Genomic DNA, 18154 nt, shown 5'->3' with positions numbered 1-18154 from the left:
TCCCCCAACGGTGGTTTTCACCGGGGTGGCCCTGCAATGAAAAAAGGCCGGATGACACCGGCCTTTCGATGGCCCCATGGGGGCCTGCATCAGGGGCGAACCACGATGCTGTTGCGCACTTCACGCACGTTCTTGGTGGTGCGGGCGATCTCGGCGGCGCGGGCCTTTTCCGACTCCGACTTGGCAAAGCCCGACAGTTGCACCGTGCCGTTCAGGGTCTCGACGCTGATGGAGGTGGCCGAGACGCTCTTGTCCTCTGCCATCTTGGCCTTCACGGCAGTGGTGATGCCGGCGTCATCCACATACGAACCCACGGTCTGCTGGTCGCGGGCCACGGAGCAGGCGGTGGTGCCGAGCACGGTGGCGCCGGCGACGAGAGCGAAAGCGATGGCACGGGTGTACTTTTGCATGGTCAGTTCTTTCTTGGACAAGAAATGGAGGGAAACGGTAGTCGAGGGAACTCGGGGGCTGGGCTGCAGCTCACTTGCGCGAGCGGGAACTCATAAAGAACGCGGTGGCCAGGGCTGCGCCCGTGGCTGCTGCCAGCAGCATGGAGCGGCCAGGCTGCTCGATGACGTAGCGCGTAGTGGCTTCCGTGGCAGATTGCAGCTGGCGGCGGGCGCGGTCGGAGCTGTCGGCGCAGAAGTTGATTCCGCGCGTGGCCAGTTCCTGGGCACGTGCCGCGAGGTCGTCGATGACGGGATTCAGTTCACGCTCGATGGACTTCACGCCTTCCTCGGCCTTGTCCAGAGCATTTGCTGCAGTGCGGCGCGTGGTGTTGACGGCTTCCTTGGCAGTGTCTGCTACGTCCTGGGCAACGTCCTTGGCGGTATCGGCGGCTTTGTTCACGGCTTTCTCGGCTTGGCTCATTGGTTCTATCTCCTCAAAACTTGCATGAATGGGAAAGGCGGTCGGGCTGCCGGGCTGGCTGCCCGCCGGAGGCGGGCTTGGGCTGGCAGGTGGCTGAAGGCGGCGCCGCCGCTACTTCTTGATCAGGCTCATCACAAAGGTGACTACAGCCATGATCACGAAAATATAGAACAGGATCTTGGCGATGCCTACAGCACCTGCCGCAATTCCGCCAAAGCCGAAGATGGCGGCGACGAGAGCGATCACGAAAAACACGATGGCGTAGTGCAGCATGTAGAACTCCTTGGTTGTTCGTTGCCAAGAAACGGCATCTGGCTGTCAGGAGCCGAGTGCTGTTCCCATGCGATTGACTGTACCGAGCCGCCCGAGGCCGGATTGACGGTGCCCGGCGTGGCATGGCGTCAGGGTTAGGCAGGGGGTGGGTGTAGGAAAAGCGCCGGCCCGCAGTGCCCATCAAGAAAAACCCCTGCCAGGGCGGTGCCGGGCAGGGGTTGTGCGTGCAGGCGATGCGTCGTGGTCAGGCGGATGCCGGGCTCAGCGGAATGACGGCGGAGATGGCCGTGCCCTTGCCCAGTTCGGAGGAGACGGTCAGCCGCCCGCCTGCCGCCTCCACGCGATGGCGCATGCCGGCCAGCCCGTGGGAGTTGGGGCGCATGGCCGAGGTCTCGAAGCCCTCGCCATCGTCCTGGATCTGCACTGTCACATAGGTCGGGTAGTTGTGCACGGAGACCAGTACGTGGCTGGCCTTGGCGTATTTGCCGATATTGGTCAGCGACTCCTGCACGATGCGGTAGACCGTGAGCTGGGTCGACTCCGGCAGCTCCACCTGCTCCAGGTTCGCTGTGACCTCGATGCCGCTGCGTTCGCCGAATTCGCGTGCCAGGATTTCCAGCGCCGTGGTCAGGCCCAGGTTGGACAGGGACGAAGGACGCAGGTCCTCGATGATGCGGCGCTTGAGGGCAATGCCGCTGTTGAGCGTCTCCACCAGATGGCTGACGCGCTCTCCCACGTCGGGGGCGCTGAGGTCGATCTTGGATTTGAGCCGGGCCACATCGAGCTTGGCCGCCGTCAGCAGCGAGCCCAGTTCATCGTGCAGCTCGCGCGCCAGGTGGCCGCGCTCATCCTCGCGCACCTGCTGCAAGTGGTTGGCCAGCTCCGTCAGCGTGGCCGTGCGTTCGCGCACCAGGGCTTCAAGGCGGTTGCGCTCGTCACGCTGGATTTCCTGCTCGCGCTGATGGGCCTGCTGCAGCGCGTGGGCCTGGCGCAGGTACATGAAAAAGCCCAGCACGCCCAGCGCGGTCACCGTGGCAATGCCTATGCGCGACAGCGACAGCGTGTGCTCGATATCCTGCAGGTTCTTGGCCGAGCGCTCGTCTATGCCTGACAGCAGCTTGCCGGTGTAGTCCCGGATGGCATCCATGTTCTCCATGCCCACGTCCGTGAACATGACGAAGCGCCAGGCTTCCTCGTTGCCCTGGCGGTACAGGCGCAGGCTCAACTCCATCTCGCTCATCTTGCGCTCGACCTGGCGGGCCAGCGGCGTGAAGATGGCCAGTTCCTGGGGGTCGTAGATGAAGATCTGGCGCAACTCGTCCATGTTGTAGTTGATGGCCGTGATCGCCTTGCTGTAGGGCTCCAGGTAGCGCTCCTCCCCCGTAAGCAGGTAGCCGCGCAGGCCGGTCTCGGCATCGAGCATCAACCGCAACAGTTGGCTGATTTCCGAGCGGGTCGCCTGGGTCTGGGTCATGGCCTCCAGCGCCTTGGTCGAGCGCTTGTAGCTGGCCTCGTTAATGCTGACAAGCAGCACGGCCGCAACGATGGCAAATGCCAGGCTGATCGCAATTCTTCGGAAATTTATCCAACGCATAAGCATCCTCTCACCTACAAGATCTTCGCCGATATTCTGCATAATTCGTGTTATCGGCAGCCGGAGCAGTTCCTGCCCCGGCCGTTACCATATATTGTTTGCACGACCGGCGTTCCTGCTGGTCCCCCGAAAAAGAGGTATTCATGATCAGAATCGGCATTGTGGACGACCATGCAATTGTGCGCTCGGGTCTGCGTCAGTTTCTCTCGGAACATGTGGACCTGCGTGTAGTCGGTGAGGCCGCCAATGGCCGTGAGGCCATCGACTTGGTCCGAGCCCACGAGATCGACGTGCTGTTGATGGACCTGTCCATGCCCGGGCAAAGCGGCATCGATGCGCTGGCCATGCTGCGGGCCAAGGCCCCCGACATGGGCATCCTGATCCTGAGCGGATATCCCGAGGAGCACTACGCGATCAACCTGATCCGCCAGGGCGCCAGCGGCTACCTGAACAAGGAATGCGATCCCCAGGAGATTGCCGAAGCGATCCGCACCGTGGCCCTGGGCCGCCGCTACCTGACGCCGGCCGTGGCCGACCTGCTGGCCCAGCAGCTCAACCGCAAGGATGACGCGCCAGCGCATGAACAGCTGTCCGAGCGTGAGTTCCAGGTCTTCCTCAAACTCGCGCGCGGCGAAACGGCAGGTGATATTGCGAAATCGCTCTCGCTAAGCGTGAAGACGGTCAGTACCTATCGCACGCGGCTTATGGAGAAAATGGGATTGTCATCCAACAGCGATCTCACGTATTACGCGCTGAAAAACCGGCTGATCGACTGATTTCCAGTCAATAGAAAATACGGGCTGCACGATTATCAAGTCGTGCAGCCTTTTTCTTTGATGGAGAGTAAAAATGCCGTGTTTTGGGTTCAGGCTGTTTTGAGTTGATTGAGCGATGCGGCGTCGATATTCATGCAATAGTCCATGAGTGCATCGATCTCATTGGACTTGTCGAAGACCGCATCCACGCCGAGCTGGGCGCAGCGGCTGCGGATGTCAGGGGTGGCGTAGTTGCTGAGCACCACGATCTTCTGGTGCGGCTGGCGCTCGCGGCAGGCGGTGAGCACACCCAGGCCGCTGCCCTGGCGCAGGAACAGGTCGACGATGGCCAGATCCCATGCGTCGGGGTTCTGCTGAAGCCAGTCCGTCCCCGCGCTTTCCGTCTCGGCGATGCCCACGGCCTCGACATCGGCGAGTTCCTCGAGCGTGGCGATCAGGTTCTCGCGGATCGTAGGGTTGTCTTCAACAAGATAGGTGCGCAATTTCACGGCTGTATCCAATAGGGACGCGGATGGCAATCGGAGTCCGGCGGAACCCGGCCTTCATTGTCCTGCGCGACAGCGGGCGATTGTGCCAGTGGGGGATCGGCCTGGAAGTCAGCCGATTCCTACGCCTTTTTGCCGCAAACGGGACAGTCCGGCACACGGGTGGTTTGCATGCTACTCCAATCGAGGCTGCGGCTGTCGAACATGGTCAGGCGGTTTGTTGCAGGCGTGCCAAAACCCGCGATCAGCTTGAGGGCTTCGGCCGCCTGCAGCGTGCCCATGACGCCGACCACGGGGGCGAAGACGCCCATGGTCGAGCACTGCACTTCCTCGAACTGCGCCTCCGGCGGGAATACGCAGGCATAGCAGGCGCAGTTCTCGTCGCGTGGGTCCATCACCATGAGCTGGCCGTCCAGGCGGATGGCCGCCCCCGCCACCAGGGGTACCTTGTGCCGCACGCAGGCCGCGTTGATCATGTGGCGCGTGCGGTAGTTGTCCGTGCAGTCCAGCACCACCGTGGCTTGCGGCACGAGCTCGTCGAGCAGGGCATCGTCTGCGCGCTGCTGGCGGCAATCAATGCGGATGCCGGGGTTGATGGCATGCACGGCCGTGCGTATGGATTGCACCTTGGGCTGGCCCACGCGATCGGTGGTGTGGGCAATCTGGCGCTGCAGGTTGGTCATGTCCACGGCATCGTCGTCCACCAGGGTGATGCGGCCGATGCCGGCCGAGCCCAGGTACAGCGAGGCAGGCGCGCCCAGGCCGCCTGCGCCGATGATGAGTACATGCGCTGCCAGGATGCGCTCCTGGCCTTCGATGCCGATCTCGTCCAGCAGGATGTGGCGCGAGTAGCGCAGCAGTTGATCGTCGTTCATTCGCGTCTCCAGACGTGAAAAAGCCGGGCGCGGGCCCGGCTTGGTGGGAGCGCGGACTCGGTCCGCGCTCTTCAGTTTTCCTTCTTTTCGGGCTCGCGCTCGGTCAGGGTCTTGCTGACCATGACGGGCTGGCCCTTGAGGCGGTTGAGCGCCTGCTGCAGCTGGAAGTCCTTTTCTGTGCCGAACTCGGGCAAGCGGCGCTCGGCCAGGGGTTTCTTGGCCTCTTCCTCCAGGCGCTTGCGGGCTTCCTCGCGGGCCTTCTCGCGCACTTCGTCCTTGACTTCGGCGCCCTGTCCGCTGGACAGGTGCTTTTCCAGGTCGGCCTCGCGCATGCGCAGGGCAGCGAACAGATCGCCTTCAGGGGTCTCGTCCACCATCACGTCAGGAACGATGCCCTTGGCCTGGATGGATTTGCCGCTGGGCGTGTAGTAGCGGGCCGTGGTCAGCTTCAGGCCCGTGTCGGGACCCAGCGGGCGAACGGTCTGCACCGAGCCCTTGCCGAAGGTCTGGCTGCCCATGATGACCGCACGCTTGTGGTCCTGCAGGGCGCCGGCCACGATTTCGCTGGCCGAGGCCGAGCCTTCGTTGACCAGAACCACCAGCGGCAGCTTCTTGAGCGAGGCGGGCAGGCGCTGCAGCGGGTCTCCCATGCCGCGGCGGGCATAGAAGCTGGGAGAGGCCTTGTAGGTTTCCTTGCTCTCTGCCAGCTGGCCGTTGGTGGACACCACGGTCACATCGGGCGGCAGGAAGGCTGCCGAGATGGCGACGGCCGCGTCCAGCAGGCCGCCCGGGTCGTTGCGCAGATCCAGAACCAGGCCCTTCATGTTGGGTTCCTGCTTGTACAGCTCTTCGACCTTGCGCACGAAGTCGTCCACCGTGCGTTCCTGGAACTGGCTCAGACGAATCCAGCCGTAGCCGGGCTCGATGACCTTGCCCTTGACGGATTGCGTCTTGATTTCCTCGCGCGTGATGGTCACGGGGAAGCTGCGGCTTTCATCCTTGCGCAGGATGGTCAGCTGCACCTTGGTGTTGGGCTCGCCGCGCATGCGCTTGACGGCGTCGTTGAGCGACAGGCCCTTGACGGCCGTGTCGTCGATCTTGGTGATCAGGTCGCCGGTCTTGAGGCCCGCGCGGAAGGCGGGGGAGCCTTCGATGGGCGAGACGACCTTGATCAGGCCGTCTTCCTGCGTGATCTCGATGCCTACGCCGACGAAACGGCCCGAGGTGCCCTCGCGGAATTCCTTGTAGGACTTCTTGTCGAAGTACTGCGAATGCGGATCGAGGCTGGACACCATGCCGGAGATGGCATCGGTGATCAGCTTCTTGTCGTCGACCGACTCGACATAGTCGGTCTTGATCAGGCCGAAGACGGCGGACAGCTGCTGGATCTCTTCCAGCGGCAGCGGGGTCATGGCACCGCGGGCCACGGTCTGCAAGGAAACCGTGGTCAGTGCTCCGGCGATTACGCCTACGGAAACCCAGCCGGCAATTTTGATTTTCTGGCCCATATCACCCCTTTAACCGCGTCAATATACACCCGCTTGGAAAGGCAAGCGCCCGCGTGGTTCCCTAAAAACGGCGCAGCAAGCGCAATTTCCGTAGCAGGCGCTCACCTCAGGCGGGTCAGGCTCAAGCCTTGCCCTGTGCGGCCACGGCGGCAGCCGCCTTGGCGGCAGCCTCGGCATCGCCCAGGTAGTAGTGGCGAATGGGCTTGAGATCGGCATCCAGCTCATAGACCAGCGGAATGCCATTGGGCACGTTGACGCCGACGATGGCGTCATCCGAGATGCCGTCCAGGTACTTGATCAGAGCGCGAATGGAGTTGCCATGCGCGGCAACCACGACGCGCTTGCCGGACAGGATGGCGGGCGCGATGGACTCGTTCCAGAACGGCAGAACGCGGGCGACCGTGTCCTTCAGGCATTCGGTCAGCGGCACCTGGCTGGGGTCCAGCTGGGCGTAGCGTACGTCGCTGCGCTCGCTGCGCGGGTCCTGGGGCTCCAGGGCCGGCGGGGGCGTGTCGTAGCTGCGGCGCCAGACCAGCACCTGGGCGTCGCCGTATTGCTTGGCCATGTCGGCCTTGTTCAGTCCCTGCAGGCCGCCGTAGTGGCGCTCATTCAGGCGCCAGCTGTGCTGCACGGGCAGCCAGGTGCGGTCCATTTCGTCCAGCGTGTGCCACAGCGTGCGCGTGGCGCGCTTGAGCACGCTGGTGAAGGCCAGGTCGAAGTCGTAGCCTTCGGCCTTGAGCAGGCGGCCGGCGTTCTTGGCCTGTTCGACGCCGGTGGCGGTCAGGTCCACATCGGTCCAGCCGGTGAAGCGGTTTTCGAGGTTCCAGGTGGATTCACCGTGGCGGATCAGCACGAGCTTGTACATGGCGGCTTTCTAAGTCTCTCGATGCGACAAAGCTGGGCTGTCGCGGGGGCAAAAGCCAGCATTCTAGAATTGACAGGTTTGCCAACCCAAGGAATGACGTGAAATTCATCATCGATAACTGGTATTTGATCCTGATCGCGCTGGCTTCCGGCGTGATGCTGCTGCTGCCCCTGGTGCGCGGCGCAGGCGGCGGCTCGCTGACGGCGGCGCAGGCCGTGCAACTGATCAACCGCCAAAAGGCCGTGGTCATCGATGTCTCCGAGCCCGAAGAGTACGCGGCCGCCCATGCCAATGGCGCCAAGAATGTGCCGCTGGGCCAGTTCGAGGAAAAGCTGCCTGCCACCGTGAAGAACAAGGCCCTGCCGCTGGTGCTGATCTGCACCAAGGGCAACCGCGCCTCGCGTGCCGAAGGCATTGCGAAGAAGCTGGGCTACGAAAAGGCCCAGGCCCTGGCCGGTGGCCTGAAGGCCTGGCGCGATGCCGGCATGCCGGTTGAAAAGGCCTGAAGCGCCTCCAGTTGATCACGATGGAAGCCGCTGCGCCGCGTCCCCGGCGCCTGCAGCCGGCAAGCCGCCCACTCGAAGAAAGTCGCATATGCAAGCCGTGAAGATGTACACCACCGCTGTCTGCCCCTATTGCATTCGGGCCAAGCAGATCCTCAAGTCCAAGGGCGTGGAGCAGATCGAAGAGATCCGCATCGATACCGACCCTGCCGCGCGTGACGTGATGATGCAGAGCACGGGCCGCCGTACGGTGCCCCAGATCTTCATCGGCGACCACCATGTGGGCGGCTGCGACGACCTGATGGCGCTGGACGCCGACGGTGGCCTGGTGCCCATGCTGCAAAGCTGAAACACGGGCACTGCATAATGCAGGCCCAGGTGCCCGCTGCGCAACCTATTGGCAGCGGGCATTTTGTTGGTGATTTTTTTGATGCCCTGGCCGCCGTGCCAGGGTTTTTTGCCCAGAAAGACTGATTCCATGGCCGAACAGGACACTCCCGTCTTCCAGATCCAGCGCGTCTACCTCAAGGACCTGTCGCTGGAGCAGCCCAATTCGCCCGCCATCCTGCTGGAGCAGGAGCAGCCCAGCGTGGACATCCAGCTCGGCGTCGAGGCGACTCCCGTGGCCGAAGGCATCTACGAAGTGGCCGTGACGGCCACGGTGCAGACCAAGATCCAGGACAAGACCGTGTTCCTGGTCGAGGCCAAGCAGGCCGGCATCTTCGAGATCCGCAACGTGCCCGAAGACCAGATGGGTGGCGTGATCGGCATTGCCTGCCCCCAGATCATCTATCCCTACCTGCGCGGCAACGTGGCCGACGTGGTCACACGCGCCGGCTTCCCGCCCGTGCACCTGGCCGAAATCAACTTCCAGGCCATGTACGAGCAGCAGCAGGCAGCCGCCCAGGCGGACGGCAACTCGCTGCCGCAGTAAGCCGGTACCATCCCGGCCGATGAGATTTGCGCCCAGGCGCGTCGCATCGCTGTGGTACAAGAAAAGAGGCCCGAGGGCCTCTTTTTTTCATCAACGTCGCTTCTTCAACGTCGGGCAGATATGAACATTGTGGTGATTGGTGCAGGCGCCTGGGGCACGGCGCTGGCAATGAGCGCGGCCTCGCGCGATGACGGACGTGTCGTGACGCTGTGGGCGCGCGACGCTGCCCAGGCGCAGGCCATGCGGGACAGCGGCGAGAACGCGCGCTACCTGCCGGGCGTGGCGCTGCCTGCCGCGCTGCAGGTGGTGCATGGCGAGATCGACGGCCATCTGGCTGCGGCAGACCTGATCGTGATCGGCACGCCCATGGCGGCCTTGCGCGAATGGCTGGGCCGCCTGCGCAATGTGCGGGCGCCCGTGGTGTGGCTGTGCAAGGGCTTCGAGGCCGTGCCCGCAGGCGCGTCGGCCGCCGCCCATGGACTGATGGCGCACGAGGTCTGCGCCCAGGTGGCGCCCGATCTGCTGTGCGGCGTGCTCAGCGGCCCCAGCTTTGCGGCCGAGGTGGCGCGCCACCAGCCCACGGCCCTGGTGGCGGCCAGCCGGCATGCCGAGGTCAATGACGCCCTGGTCGCGGCCTTCCATGGCGATGCCATGCGCGTCTACGCCAACGCCGACATCGTGGGCGTGGAAGTGGGCGGTGCCGTGAAGAACGTGCTGGCCATTGCCACCGGCCTGTGCGACGGCCTGCAGCTGGGCCTGAACGCCCGCGCCGCGCTGATCACGCGCGGCCTGGCCGAGATGACGCGACTGGGCCTGGCCCTGGGCGCGCGGGTGGAGACCTTCATGGGCCTGTCCGGCCTGGGCGATCTGGTGCTGACGGCCACGGGCGACCTGTCGCGCAATCGCAAGGTGGGCCTGCTGCTGGCCCAGGGCCGCACGCTGGAGCAGGCCGTGGCCTCGCTGGGCCATGTGGCCGAGGGCGTGTACAGCGCGCGCACCGTGCTGGCGCGCGCGCGGCTGCTGAACGTGGAGATGCCGATCACCGAAACCGTGGTCGAGCTGCTGGACGGCCGGCTGCAGGCGGCCGAGGCCGTGCAGCACCTGATGGCGCGCGATCCGCGCGGCGAGTGATTCTTCGGTGTCCATGAAAAATGGCCCACACGCTCCCCTTGCTGCGCAAGGTCCACTGCCCCCCGAGGGGGCCGCTTTTCATCTTGGGGCGGCCCGGCGATGAAAAAGCCCCGGAGCTGGAAGGCCCCGGGGCTTTTTTGCGTCAGAAATCCTGGTGCCTGGCGCGCTACATGCCCAGTTACAGGCCCAGTTACAGGCCCAGCTCCAGACCCAGCAGTTCCTCCACCGTCTGGCGGCGGCGGATGAGGCGGGTGCTGTCGCCATCGACCAGCACCTCGGCGGCCAGCGGGCGCGTGTTGTAGTTGCTGGACATGGAGCTGCCATAGGCGCCCGTGTCATGGATGACCAGCAGGTCGCCGACCGCTGCGCCTGCCAGCGCGCGCGGCAGCACCACGCCGCCGTCGCCCTGGGTGAAAACGTCGCCCGATTCGCACAGCGGGCCGGCGACCACGGCATCGCGCAGGGGCATGGCCTGGCCGTCGCGGCGCAGCACTTCCATGCCGTGCCAGCTGCCGTACATGGAGGGGCGCATCAGCTCGTTGAAGCCCGTATCGACCAGCACGAAATGGTTGCTGCCCGCATTCTTGGTGGCGCGCACCTGGCCCAGCAGCACGCCCGACTCGGCCACCAGGAAGCGGCCCGGCTCGATCTCCAGGCCCAGCGCGTGGCCCACGATGGCCTCGGCGTCCTTGCGTGCCGCATCCCACAGGCCGTGGTAGTGGGCGGTGTCGATGGTGGCGTCGCCATCGCGGTAGGGAATGGACAGGCCGCCGCCGGCCGAGATGGCCTGCAGGTCATGGCCTGCCTGGCGGGTGGCGCGCACCAGCTCGACCATGGCGCCGCAGACCTGCTGCAGGTGGCCGTAGTCCACGCCCGAGCCGATGTGCATGTGCAGGCCGGCCAGCTTCAGGCCGCCGTCGCGGATGGCCTGCAGCGCCGCCAGCAGGTCGCTGTGCCAGATGCCGTGCTTGCTGTGCTCGCCGCCCGTGTTGGTCTTGTTGCTGTGGCCGTGGCCGAAGCCGGGGTTGATGCGCAGCCACACGGGATGGCCGGGCGAGGCCTGGGCCAGCTGGTGCAGCATGTCGATGGAGCCGGCGTTCACGGGCACCTTGTGCTCGGCCACGCAGGCCAGCGTGGCCTCGTCCATCACGTCGGCGGTGAACACGATGTCGCTGTGCAGGTCGTCGCCATGGCTGGCCGCGTAGCCGGCGGCCAGGGCGCGCAGGATTTCGCCGCGCGATACCGCATCCACCTTCACGCCCTGCTCGCGCATCAGCCGCAGGATGTGGATGTTGGAGCAGGCCTTCTGCGCAAAGCGGATGGTGTCGAAGGCCTTGAGCTGGGCGATGCGCGCGCGGATGGTGGCGGCGTCATAGACCCACAGCGGCGTGCCGTGCTGGTCGGCCAGGGCCCAGAGCTGGGCGGGCGAGAAGGGATTGGACATGGTGTCTCTTTCAGGGGAACTGCCGCGCATCATGGCGGATGGGAGTCATTCAGTCCAATGCTTGTTCTTATGGTGTCTATTTGATTTGGATATGCTCTGCCCATGCAAGACCCCGCGCTGCCGCACACGTCCCCCGAGCCCCGCATCTCCCATCGCCACCTGGAGGTGTTTCGCGCGCTCATGCTCAGCGGCAGCGCCACGGCGGCGGCGCAGATGCTGTACAGCTCCCAGCCCACCGTCAGCCGCGAACTGGCGCGCCTGGAAAGCCTGCTGGGCTATGCGCTGTTCGAGCGCGCCCAGGGCCGGCTGCGGCCCACGGCACGCGCCCTGTCGCTGTGGGCCGAGGTGCAGCGCAGCTGGCAGGGGCTGGACCGGGTGGTGGAGCATGCGCTGGCCCTGGGGCGTCCGCACCAGGCGCGCATCAACGTGCTGTGCCTGCCCGCGCTCAGCCATGCGCTGCTGCCTGCAGCGCTGGCGCGGCTGCATGCGGAGCATGGCCCCGTGGCCGTCAGCGTGGCCACGCAGGAGGCGCCGCTGCTGCAGGAGTGGATGGCCGCCCAGCGCTACGACCTGGGCCTGGCCGAACTGGCCGAGGCGCCGCCCGGCACGCGTGCTCTGGCTTTGCCCGCCATGGACGAGGTGGCCGTGCTGCCGGCAGGGCATGCGCTGGCGGCCCGCCCGGTGCTGGAGGCGGGCGACTTTGCGGGGGAGGGCTTCATCAGCCTGGCGCGAGACGACCCCTATCGCCAGCAGATCGATGCCGTGTTCGAGCAGGCCGGCGTGCAGCGCCAGCTGCACCTGGAGACCCACAGCGCCGTGGCGGTCTGCGCCATGGTCCAGCATGGCCTGGGCGTGGCCATCGTCAATCCGCTGACGGCGCGAGTCTGCGCCGGGCCGCAGCTGGTGGTGCGGCCGCTGGCGTTTTCCATTCCCTTCCAGGTCCATGCGCTGCTGCCGCTGCACCGGCCGGCCGTGGTCGAGGTGCAGTGGCTGGTGGACGCGCTCGCCGCCGAGGTGGCCGCGGTCGCTTGAAGTGGGGTGGGCGACTTCAGCGCGCCGCGTCCTTCAGGCTGGCTGCGTTGTCTGCCGCCGGCTCGGGCGGCAGGCCCCACTCCATCCAGTCGTCGCCAAAGACCTCCACCGGGTGCTGTGTGCGGTCCGATCCGTTGCCGCAGGCCAGCTCGTCGCGGGCGCAGTAGCGGTCGCAACCCCAGCAGGTGCGCTCGGGATGGGCGGGGTGGATGGGGAATTTCCTGGCCATGGCATCCAGCTTGGACCGCCATGGCCGCAGGCGCCTTGCGCTGGATCAGAACTCCAGGTTGTCGATCAGGCGCGTCTTGCCCAGGCGCGCGGCGCCCAGGGCCACCAGGGGTGCACCGGCCAGTTGCGCGCCCTCGGCCGGCGGCTGCAGGTCACGGCGCAGGCGCACGGTCAGGTAATCGGGCTCCCAGCCCTGTGCGGCCAGGGACTGCATGGCCCATGCCTCCAGTTCGGCCAGCGGAGCCTGGCCTGCGCGCGTGGCGTCGGCCAGTTGCTTGAGTGCCTGCGACAGCGCCATGGCCTGCTGGCGTTCATCGGGGCTCAGGTAGCCGTTGCGCGAACTCAGCGCCAGGCCGTCGTCGGCGCGCGCCGTGTCGCCGGCCACGATGTTCACGGGCAGGGCGAACTGCTCGACCATGCGGCGGATCACCAGCAGCTGCTGGTAGTCCTTCTTGCCGAACACGGCCGTGCCGCCGCCGCTGGCGAAGAACACGGCCGAGAACAGCTTCATCACCACGGTGCACACGCCCGTGAAGAAGCCGGGGCGGAAATGGCCTTCGAGGATGTCGGCCAGCTGCGCGTCGGGCTGGATCTTGAAGGTCTGCGGCTCGGGGTAGAGATCGGCTTCGCGCGGGGCGAACAGCAGGTCGCAGCCTTCGCTCTCCAGCTTGGCGCAGTCCTGCGCCCAGGTGCGCGGATAGCTGTCGAAATCCTCGTGCGGCAGGAACTGCAGGCGGTTCACGAAGATGCTGGCCACGACGATGTCGCCGTGCTGGCGCGCGGCGCGCACCAGGGACAGGTGGCCATCGTGCAGGTTGCCCATGGTGGGCACGAAGGCAGGGCGGCCCTTGCTGGCCAGGATGGCGCGCAGGTCGGCGATGGAGTGGACGATTTGCATGGGAAAGCGGGGAAGCGGGAAAGCGGGGGAACGGGAAGCGGGAAGCGGAAAAACGGACCGTGCAGCCTGCCGGACTACCAGGCGTGCTTGCTGTCGTCGGGGAAGCTGCCGTTCTTCACGGCATGCACATAGGCCTCGAAGGCGCCCTTGACGCTGCCCGCATCGGCCATGAAGTTGTGCACGAAGCGGGCCATCTTGCCCAGGTTCACGCCCAGCATGTCGTGCAGCACCAGGACCTGGCCGGCCGTGCCGCTGCCCGCGCCGATGCCGATGGTGTGGCAGTGCGGCAGCTCGGCCGTGAGTTCGCGCGACAGCTGTGCCGGCACCATCTCCAGCACCAGCATGGAGGCGCCTGCATCCTGCAGTTCCAGCGCATGGCGGCGCAGCGTGGCCGCGCCCTCGTCGCTCTTGCCCTGGACGCGGTAGCCGCCCAGTGCATGCACGGTCTGCGGCGTCAGGCCCAGGTGGGCGCAGACGGGCACGCCGCGCTCGACCAGGAATTGCACGGTGGGCGCGGTCCAGCCGCCGCCTTCGAGCTTGACCATGTGGGCGCCGGCCTGCATCAGCTCGCAGGCGCTGCGCATGGCCTGCTCGCGGCTTTCGGCGTAGCTGCCATAGGGCATGTCGGCGATCAGCCAGGCCGTGCCCTGCACGCGGTGCAGGCCGCGCGCCACGCTGGCCGTGTGGTAGCACATGTCCTGCAGCGACACGCCCACGGTGCTGTGCAGGCCCTGGCAGACCATGCCCAGCGAATCGCCCACCAAAATGCACTCCACGCCGGCCGCATCGGCCACGGCCGCGAAGGTGGCGTCGTAGGCGGTGACCATGGTGATCTTCTCGCCGGCCTCGCGCATCTGCGCCAGGCGCGGAAGGCTCACGGGGCGGCGCTGGGGCAGCGGCGAGGCCGGAGGGATGGTGCCGTAGGGCGTGCCGGCGGTGACGGGGGCTTGGGTCATGGGGCGCTCGGAGGGGGATGGAATTGCCGCGAGTCTATGCGATGCGCGCCGGGGGCACCTGTCCCTGAGCTGTCCTTTGCTGTTCCGTCACCTTTCGGGCAGGCCACGCCATCGGCGCCACAGCGGAGACAGCAGGGCCACGAGCATGGCCGTGCTGGCTGCCACGGCAGGCGCGCCCATCAGCAGGTCCAGCCAGTGCTGGGTATCCGTCCAAGGGCCTGCGCTGCCGGTGGGGCGTGGCAACAGCAGTCTGGACCACTCAGACCAGGCGGCGGCGAGCCATATCAGGGCCAGCGACATGCCCTGGGCCAGCAGCACCGCGCCGGCCCAGGGGCGCTTGAGCACACGGATGCGCAGCCAGGCGACCGATATCAGCGCGGCGGGAAACAGCCCCAGCACATAGAGGTTGGTGATTCCCAGCATCCCGGCCAGCACGCTGCCAAGCAAGGTCAGGACCAGGCATGCGCCCCAGGCCACCAGCTGCATGGCGGGCATCAGGCGCACCAGCACCAGGGCCAAGGCGAGGAAGAAGCCAACGCTGACTGCCGCCAGCAACTGGGACATCCTTGGCCATTCGTCGTCGCGGGACCTGTCAGCGCGCCGCAGATGGCTTTCCTGGTAGGCCGGCAGGGCCAGGCCGTAGCGCGGGTGCTGCCATTGCACATGCTGCGGCGGGCTCCACCGGCTGTCGAACCTCTCCAGCAGCATAAGCCACTCACGGTTGCTCTGGGCCAGATAGGTACCGAAGCATTTGCGCGGATCCGGCTCCAGATCCAAAGGCCTGCTGCGACCCAGGGGTGGTTTGCAGTTGGAGTTCTGCGCTCTGGATACCTTCTCGCCAGTCTCTGGTTGCGGGTTCGCTGCCAGGTAGGCGCGCCATTCCTGGGCCAGGGGGGATTGCAGCGCGCTGCGGTAGCTGGCCAGCAGGTGCTCAGCCTGGTCCTGCGCGGAGCTGGCAGACTGGCGCACATAGCCTCTGGCCTGCAATGGCTGGCCTTAGCGCTCGAGTGTCTGGGCAATCGCGGCCTGGTCTCCGCGCATCAACCAGACCAGGGCCTGGATGCCCGGGTACTTCGCCGGATCGACCTCTTCCTCGCGCAGCACACGTATCCATTCCACGAGCATGGCCGCCTGGCGTGGCGCGGCAAGCGCCTCCAGGGCTGCGACTTGCTCGACAGTCTGGGTCTGTGCACTGACATCCGTGTCCGACCATTGGCGCTGAATCCGCATTTCATAGATGGGCGAAAAGGCGATCGCAGGCGCGAACAACAGCGATAGGAACAAGGCTCCCCACAGGTACTCCCACCACAGGCCCCAGCGGCCCACGGGGGCGTGTTCGCGCCAGCGGTTGTGGATGCGCACGCGCAGCAACCACCACAGCGCCAGGCCGATCGCCACGATCCAGGCCACGACGGAGCCGATGTCCAGTGCCAATTGCTCGGGCGTTTGCTGTGCCGTGGACGCAACGCCGGGCAGGGAGCCCATCCAGCGCGCGGGTTCGGCCATCCACTGCATCCAGATGCCCAGCACCAGCACGCACCACAGCAGCGCCAGCGGCAGATACCAGTGCAGCCGCAACTGCCACAGCAGGGGGCAGCGCATCAGCACCCATTGGTCCCAGCGGTTCGTCATATCGGAAAAACGTGGCATGGCTCAGTCCCTCACGAACAGGCGGCGGGTGGATGCGGTGATGTCGCGGAAATAGCGCACGGGCATCTGTGCCTGCACGGCCTGCGCCAGGAACTGCGCTGCCGTGAAGGGCACGTGAAAACTCACGATGTGGGTCTGGCCGCTGAGCTGGTGCGTATGGGATGGCAGCCGGTCCAGCCAGGGTTTCAGTTGCGCCATGGCCCAGCCGGTCTCGAACTCGATGGCGCAGCCTTGCATGGCGGCAAAGCTCTGCTGAACGCTGCGCGGCTGGCCTTGCTCCAGGAACAGCACCTGGTCGGCCACCTTTTCCACCTCGTACAGCTGCTGTGAACTCAGCACCAGGGCCATGGGTTGCCAGGGCGAGCGCGCCAGCGACTGCAGATCGGTCAGCAGGGTCTGCTGGGCGTTGATGTCCAGATTGGCCAGGGGCTCGTCCAACAGCAGCACGCGCGGCCGGCACAGCAGGGCGCGCGCCAGCTCGAAGCGCATCTTGTAGCCCGAGGACAGCTGTTTCCACTGGTGGCCCCGGAAGGCGCGCAGCCCCAGCTGCGCGATGACCAGCTGTACCAGGCAGATGTTGCGTGGGCCCACGGCGCCATGGCTGCGCGCGGCGAATTGCAGATGGTCCATCAGGCGCCCGCCCCAGACGGCCGGGCGCTGGGGGATATAGGCGAGCTGGGTGCGCAGCAGGTAGGCATTGGCGGCAGGAACACCCCAGTCCAGCTGCCCTGCGTCGGGCGCCAGATCGGCGGCCAGCAGGCGCAGCAAGGTGGTCTTGCCGTTGCCGTTCTCGCCCACCAGTCCCAGGATGGTGCCGGGCTCCACGGCCACATCCACCGGCCCCAGCGCAAAGCCGCCGCGCCGGTAGCGCTTGACCAGTTGCCGTCCCAGTATGCGGTGCGCACGGTATGCACGGTGCGCGCTGGGAGGTGCGGAATCGGCCTGCAGCGCCTGGCCCGGGGCATGGGCGGCATGCAGGGCGTCGAAAACCTGCTGCACCAGCGCGTGGCGGGGCTCTGCGCCGGAATCGGCCGCGAGGCCATCCCAGGCGTCCAGCGCAGTCAGCAGGCTCTGCTGCACGGCGGTTTCGGCCGGCAGGGCGGCGTCTATGAGTGCACGCCAGGCCCCATGCCATTGCTGGCTGGCGATCGCCTGTTCCACGGATTGCGCCCAGGCCGCCACGGTGGCCTGCGGGCGCGCGGGTGGTCGTGCCGATTCGATGCTCGATTCCATGAAGCCCTCCCTTTTTTCTGTGCTGCGCGGTGCGGCCATCCGGGGAGCCGGACAGTGCGATTCCCGGCGCGCGACGAGTCTATGCGATCCCGCTATGCTGTACTTCCCGCGACGGACGACAGGGCCCGCACAGGCCCTGCGGATGCGCTTCAACGGTGTTGCACCATGTCCGGTTCCTTACAGACATCTCCGCTTCTTCCCGCCGTGGCCTGGCAGGGCCTGCGCCAGGTCCATGTGCTGCAAAGCCTGTCCGACGAGCGCCTGGCCGAACTGGCGGCGCAATGCCGCTGGCAGCATCTGGCGCAGCACCAGACGCTGGAGGGCGCGTACACCGATCAGCGTCTCTACATGCTCGTGCAGGGCGGCTTGCGCGTCAGCAGCTATGCCCCCAACGGGCGCGGGCTCACGCTGGGCGAGATTGCACAGGGCGTGTTCTTCGGCGGTCTGCCGCAGCAGCAGGCGGGCTGCACGGCCATGCCCCTGGTGGTGGAGGCAGGCGTCCCCAGCCTGATTGCCTCGCTGGCCCATGAGGATGTGGAAGCCCTGCTCATGAACGAGCCCCAGGTCCTGCGCGCCTTCATCGGCCGGCTCAGCGACCTGGCCGTGGCGCTGGCGCGCCGCATGGTGGATCTGGGAACGCTGTCGGTGCGCAGCCGCCTGCATACCCAGTTGCTGGAACGTGCCGAGCGCGCGGGCATCGACCAGGGGCAGGCCCTGCTGGCGCCCGCACCCCGGCAGACCGATCTGGCGCTGATGCTGGGCTCCAGCCGCGAGGAAGTGGCGCGCGAGATGTCGCGCCTGGTGCGCCTGGGCCTGCTGCGGCGCGAAGGCCGCAACCTGCGCATCTGCCATGTCGAAGGCCTGCGCGTGCTGCTCGAGGAAGCGCGCTGAGCCTTGTC

General features: G+C 66.4%; 22 protein-coding genes. 7 read left to right on the top strand and 15 right to left on the bottom strand.

All coding sequences use genetic code 11. The annotated features are described in order from the left end of the window. Positions 1-89: 89 nt before the first annotated feature. The 4 genes from HFGMBDPB_RS24235 to HFGMBDPB_RS24220 all read right to left on the bottom strand — a co-directional run bounded on the left by HFGMBDPB_RS24235 (position 90) and on the right by HFGMBDPB_RS24220 (position 2737). Positions 90-410 carry a BON domain-containing protein gene (locus tag HFGMBDPB_RS24235; protein WP_012203732.1) on the bottom strand — a complete coding sequence of 107 codons (321 nt, stop codon included), beginning with the start codon at positions 408-410 and terminating at the stop codon, positions 90-92. 70 nt (positions 411-480) lie between these two features. Beyond that, positions 481-870 carry a hypothetical protein gene (locus tag HFGMBDPB_RS24230; protein ID WP_016449070.1) on the bottom strand — a complete coding sequence of 130 codons (390 nt, stop codon included), beginning with the start codon at positions 868-870 and terminating at the stop codon, positions 481-483. 111 nt (positions 871-981) lie between these two features. Beyond that, a complete protein-coding gene (locus tag HFGMBDPB_RS24225) occupies positions 982-1143 on the bottom strand; it encodes a DUF1328 domain-containing protein (protein WP_013803930.1) in 162 nt (53 codons plus the stop codon). 244 nt (positions 1144-1387) lie between these two features. Next, on the bottom strand, positions 1388-2737 hold the full coding sequence (locus HFGMBDPB_RS24220) for a sensor histidine kinase (RefSeq protein WP_016449069.1): 1350 nt from the start codon (positions 2735-2737) through the stop codon (positions 1388-1390). Positions 2738-2880: 143 nt separating this feature from the next. Here HFGMBDPB_RS24220 and HFGMBDPB_RS24215 point away from each other — a divergent pair, with 143 nt between their 5' ends. After that, the gene (locus HFGMBDPB_RS24215) at positions 2881-3513 is read left to right on the top strand and encodes a response regulator (RefSeq protein WP_012203736.1); all 633 of its coding nucleotides are present in this window, start codon (positions 2881-2883) and stop codon (positions 3511-3513) included. Between the two features lie 89 nt (positions 3514-3602). Here the strand turns inward: HFGMBDPB_RS24215 and HFGMBDPB_RS24210 are convergent, their stop codons facing one another. The 4 genes from HFGMBDPB_RS24210 to gpmA all read right to left on the bottom strand — a co-directional run bounded on the left by HFGMBDPB_RS24210 (position 3603) and on the right by gpmA (position 7246). Next, positions 3603-4001 carry a response regulator gene (locus tag HFGMBDPB_RS24210; RefSeq protein ID WP_013803928.1) on the bottom strand — a complete coding sequence of 133 codons (399 nt, stop codon included), beginning with the start codon at positions 3999-4001 and terminating at the stop codon, positions 3603-3605. Between the two features lie 119 nt (positions 4002-4120). Continuing rightward, positions 4121-4873, bottom strand: coding sequence for a HesA/MoeB/ThiF family protein (locus tag HFGMBDPB_RS24205; protein ID WP_212646455.1), 753 nt, complete (start codon positions 4871-4873; stop codon positions 4121-4123). Between the two features lie 71 nt (positions 4874-4944). Then, a complete protein-coding gene (locus HFGMBDPB_RS24200; protein ID WP_016449067.1) occupies positions 4945-6381 on the bottom strand; it encodes a S41 family peptidase in 1437 nt (478 codons plus the stop codon). 121 nt (positions 6382-6502) lie between these two features. Further along, positions 6503-7246 (bottom strand): 2,3-diphosphoglycerate-dependent phosphoglycerate mutase, encoded by a 744-nt coding sequence (gpmA, locus tag HFGMBDPB_RS24195; RefSeq protein WP_016449066.1) that lies wholly within the window; start codon positions 7244-7246, stop codon positions 6503-6505. A gap of 98 nt (positions 7247-7344) precedes the next feature. On the opposite strand from gpmA, the gene HFGMBDPB_RS24190 reads away from it, so the two are divergent. The 4 genes from HFGMBDPB_RS24190 (at position 7345) to HFGMBDPB_RS24175 (ending at position 9814) form a co-directional block, all read left to right on the top strand. Next, the gene (locus tag HFGMBDPB_RS24190; RefSeq protein WP_016449065.1) at positions 7345-7752 is read left to right on the top strand and encodes a rhodanese-like domain-containing protein; all 408 of its coding nucleotides are present in this window, start codon (positions 7345-7347) and stop codon (positions 7750-7752) included. A gap of 88 nt (positions 7753-7840) precedes the next feature. Further along, positions 7841-8098, top strand: a complete 258-nt coding sequence (grxC, locus tag HFGMBDPB_RS24185; RefSeq protein ID WP_016449064.1) for a glutaredoxin 3 — start codon at positions 7841-7843, stop codon at positions 8096-8098. Positions 8099-8227: 129 nt separating this feature from the next. Further along, positions 8228-8683 (top strand): protein-export chaperone SecB, encoded by a 456-nt coding sequence (secB, locus tag HFGMBDPB_RS24180; protein ID WP_013803924.1) that lies wholly within the window; start codon positions 8228-8230, stop codon positions 8681-8683. A gap of 120 nt (positions 8684-8803) precedes the next feature. Continuing rightward, positions 8804-9814 carry an NAD(P)H-dependent glycerol-3-phosphate dehydrogenase gene (locus tag HFGMBDPB_RS24175; protein WP_017404234.1) on the top strand — a complete coding sequence of 337 codons (1011 nt, stop codon included), beginning with the start codon at positions 8804-8806 and terminating at the stop codon, positions 9812-9814. A 190-nt stretch (positions 9815-10004) separates the two neighbouring features. On the opposite strand, the gene lysA is transcribed toward HFGMBDPB_RS24175, so the two are convergent. After that, positions 10005-11258 carry a diaminopimelate decarboxylase gene (gene lysA, locus HFGMBDPB_RS24170; protein ID WP_212646454.1) on the bottom strand — a complete coding sequence of 418 codons (1254 nt, stop codon included), beginning with the start codon at positions 11256-11258 and terminating at the stop codon, positions 10005-10007. A 102-nt stretch (positions 11259-11360) separates the two neighbouring features. Here lysA and HFGMBDPB_RS24165 point away from each other — a divergent pair, with 102 nt between their 5' ends. Then, complete coding sequence (locus HFGMBDPB_RS24165; RefSeq protein ID WP_212646453.1) at positions 11361-12290, top strand: LysR family transcriptional regulator; 930 nt, start codon at positions 11361-11363, stop codon at positions 12288-12290. A gap of 16 nt (positions 12291-12306) precedes the next feature. Here the strand turns inward: HFGMBDPB_RS24165 and HFGMBDPB_RS24160 are convergent, their stop codons facing one another. From HFGMBDPB_RS24160 to HFGMBDPB_RS24140, 6 genes are all read right to left on the bottom strand, one after another. Then, positions 12307-12519: a DUF3079 domain-containing protein gene (locus HFGMBDPB_RS24160; protein WP_017404237.1), complete on the bottom strand. Its 213-nt coding sequence runs from the start codon at positions 12517-12519 to the stop codon at positions 12307-12309. Positions 12520-12564: 45 nt separating this feature from the next. Next, complete coding sequence (gene panC, locus HFGMBDPB_RS24155) at positions 12565-13416, bottom strand: pantoate--beta-alanine ligase (protein WP_016449059.1); 852 nt, start codon at positions 13414-13416, stop codon at positions 12565-12567. 74 nt (positions 13417-13490) lie between these two features. Then, positions 13491-14372 carry a 3-methyl-2-oxobutanoate hydroxymethyltransferase gene (gene panB / locus HFGMBDPB_RS24150; protein WP_012203749.1) on the bottom strand — a complete coding sequence of 294 codons (882 nt, stop codon included), beginning with the start codon at positions 14370-14372 and terminating at the stop codon, positions 13491-13493. Between the two features lie 87 nt (positions 14373-14459). Then, positions 14460-15341, bottom strand: a complete 882-nt coding sequence (locus tag HFGMBDPB_RS29845; RefSeq protein ID WP_249343669.1) for a hypothetical protein — start codon at positions 15339-15341, stop codon at positions 14460-14462. Between the two features lie 27 nt (positions 15342-15368). Then, complete coding sequence (locus HFGMBDPB_RS29840; RefSeq protein ID WP_249343667.1) at positions 15369-16022, bottom strand: hypothetical protein; 654 nt, start codon at positions 16020-16022, stop codon at positions 15369-15371. A gap of 3 nt (positions 16023-16025) precedes the next feature. After that, entirely contained in the window at positions 16026-17255 is a 1230-nt protein-coding gene (locus HFGMBDPB_RS24140; RefSeq protein ID WP_074923072.1) for an ATP-binding cassette domain-containing protein, read from the bottom strand. Between the two features lie 165 nt (positions 17256-17420). On the opposite strand from HFGMBDPB_RS24140, the gene HFGMBDPB_RS24135 reads away from it, so the two are divergent. Beyond that, a complete protein-coding gene (locus tag HFGMBDPB_RS24135) occupies positions 17421-18146 on the top strand; it encodes a Crp/Fnr family transcriptional regulator (protein WP_026062088.1) in 726 nt (241 codons plus the stop codon). The last annotated feature ends 8 nt before the right edge of the window (positions 18147-18154 follow it).

This window comes from Delftia sp. PE138 (genome assembly GCF_018320755.1).
Lineage (GTDB): Bacteria > Pseudomonadota > Gammaproteobacteria > Burkholderiales > Burkholderiaceae_C > Comamonas > Comamonas tsuruhatensis.
The sequence above is the reverse complement of the archived record's forward strand: the minus strand, read 5'-3'. Positions and strand labels throughout refer to the sequence as shown.